Source organism: Verrucosispora sp. SN26_14.1, from assembly GCF_004307965.1.
In the GTDB taxonomy this organism is placed as follows: Bacteria; Actinomycetota; Actinomycetes; order Mycobacteriales; family Micromonosporaceae; genus Micromonospora.
Map to the genome: position 1 here is coordinate 1 of NZ_SISL01000668.1, position 2,383 is coordinate 2,383.

Genomic DNA, 2,383 nt, shown 5'->3' on the forward strand with positions numbered 1-2,383 from the left:
TGAGCGCTAGTCTCGTGGGCTCGGAGATGGGTAGAAGAGACAGGCCCGCAAGGCGCCGCGTCCGCCCCGGCTCGCCGACCCGGGACGCCGGCTGCGGCTGGGTACCGCGCTCGCGTTGGCCCTCTTCGTCGCCATCGGCGTGCGGCTCGTCGTGCTCCAGACCGTCGACACTCCGGCGTACGCCGACGGCGGCATGGCCGACCGGCTGCGAACCGTGCCGCTGCCCGCGCCGCGCGGGGCGATCTTCGACCGCGACGGTGCCGCCCTGGCGCACAGCGTCGAGGCCCGGTACGTCTACGCCGACCCGACCCGGATCGAGGACATCCCGGCGACCGCGCAGACGCTCTCCCCGCTGCTCGGCATGCCCGCTTCGGACCTGGCCGAGAAGATGAAGCCCCGCAAGCGGATCAGTGGCGTCGACTCCCAGTTCGAGTACCTGGCGCGCGGGGTCACCGTGGCCCGGGCACGGGAGATCATGGAGCTGGGTCTGCCGGGCATCGCCGTGCACCGCGACGAGCGGCGCGAGGTCCCCGGCGGTGACCTGGCCGCCAACCTGATCGGTTTCACCAGCCTGGACATGGTCGGGTTGGAGGGCCTGGAGGCGCGCTACGACGACCTGCTGCACGGCGAGGACGGTCAGCGTGTCTTCGAGGTCGGCCTGGGCGCGTTGGCCGCGCCCATCCCCGGTGGCTACAGCCGCACCACCAAGGCCAAGCCGGGCAGCTCGATCGTGCTCACCATCGACCGCGACCTGCAGTACACGGTGCAGCGGATCCTCAGCGAGCAGATGAAGGCGGTGCAGGGCAGCACGGGTGCCGCGGTGGTGCTCGACGCGCGGACCGGGGAGGTGCTGGCCCAGGCCAGCCATCCCACCTACAACGCGGCGAAACCGCAGGCGAGCGACCCCACCGACCGGGAGGACGCGGCCACCAGTTTCATCGTCGACCCGGGTTCGGTGCACAAGGCGATCACGTTCGGGGCGGCGTTGCAGGAGGGCGTCATCACCAAGGACACCGTCTTCCCGGTCGCCAACGGAATCCGCAAGGGTGACACCTGGTTCCGGGACACGTACCCGGCGGACGGCAAGCGGATGAGCGTGTCCGGGATGATGGCCCACTCCTCCAACGTCGGCACCATCCAGATCGCCGACCAGCTCGGCCCGGAACGGCTGCTCGACTACCAGCAGCGGTTCGGGCTCGGCAAGCCGACCGGTGTGGGCATGCCCGGCGAGGCGGGCGGACGACTGCTGCCGGTGCAGGAGTGGAGCGAGTCGTCGCACGGCTCGGTGCCGATCGGGCACAGCGTGGACGCCACGCCGCTGCAGATGGCCGCCGCGTACGCCGCCATCGCCAACGACGGCACGTACGTGCAGCCGAGGCTGGTCAAGGAGACGATCGGGCCGGACGGTAAGCCGACACCGGCCGAGGAGCCGGTGACCCGTCAGGTGCTCAGCCCGAAGAACGCCGCCGAGTTGCGGCACATCCTGGAGGCGGTCACCACCGTGGACAACGCCACCGGACTGTCCGCGGCGGTGCCCGGTTACCGGGTGGCGGGCAAGACCGGGACCGGGTGGCGGCTGGTCGAGGGGAAGAAGCAGCCCGGCGAGGTCGCCTCGTTCATCGGGATGGCCCCGGCGGACAAGCCGCAGTACGTGATCGCGGTCTTCGTGCACAGCCCGAGTGGCGGCGGTGGCCGGGTCGCGGCGCCGGCGTTCAAGGAAATGATGACCTTCGCGCTGCGCCATTTCCGGGTGCCGCCGTCGAGTGATCCGGCCCCGAAATTCACCGTGTTCCCGTAACTGTCGTCGACGTCAATCCTCGGGTCACCGGTTCCGTCACCGGTGACCCGAGGAATTGACGTACGCATATTCGGCGGTGTGCTTTCCGGCCTTTTCGTGGCGACCGTGCCCGGATGCGTCGTCTTTCCGTATCCGTCGTCGGCGGGAATGGTCGTCGACGCCGGAAGTCGTCTGGTCGCGTCCTAACGAGAAGGCGGGCGGTCGCCCTGGGGAGGCGGACGGTCGCCGGGACACCCGCCGGTCGGGTGCCCGATCGTGGCCGTCGGGCGTACGCCTGCCGCATCCACCGGCCGCCACCTGCGGTTCGACTTCGTGCGGCGGAGATTCAGGCGCGCCGTGCGGCCGGACCCGGGCGACCGGGTAGGGTCTGACGCCGTGCGCGGCAATCCTCGTCCCCGTACCGTGACCGGAATCCGGCTCGGTGACCTAGCCGCCCGGCTCGCCGTGGCGCCCTCTACCAGCGCCGATCCGGTGGTGACCGGGGCGACCCATGCCAGTCAGGAGGTCCGACCCGGCGACCTGTACGCGGCCCTGCCCGGCGCCCGCCGGCACGGCGCGGAGTTCGCCGCCGGTGCGGCCCAGGCC

Annotated in this window: 1 protein-coding gene and 1 pseudogene; both read left to right on the forward strand. The window is 71.3% G+C overall.

Translation table 11 applies throughout. The annotated features are described in order from the left end of the window. The first annotated feature begins 91 nt into the window (after positions 1-91). Positions 92-1,798 carry a penicillin-binding protein 2 gene (locus EYA84_RS30645; RefSeq protein ID WP_236146057.1) on the forward strand — a complete coding sequence of 569 codons (1,707 nt, stop codon included), beginning with the start codon at positions 92-94 and terminating at the stop codon, positions 1,796-1,798. A gap of 375 nt (positions 1,799-2,173) precedes the next feature. Then, positions 2,174-2,383: pseudogene (locus tag EYA84_RS30650) on the forward strand (UDP-N-acetylmuramoyl-L-alanyl-D-glutamate--2,6-diaminopimelate ligase); the annotation flags it as partial.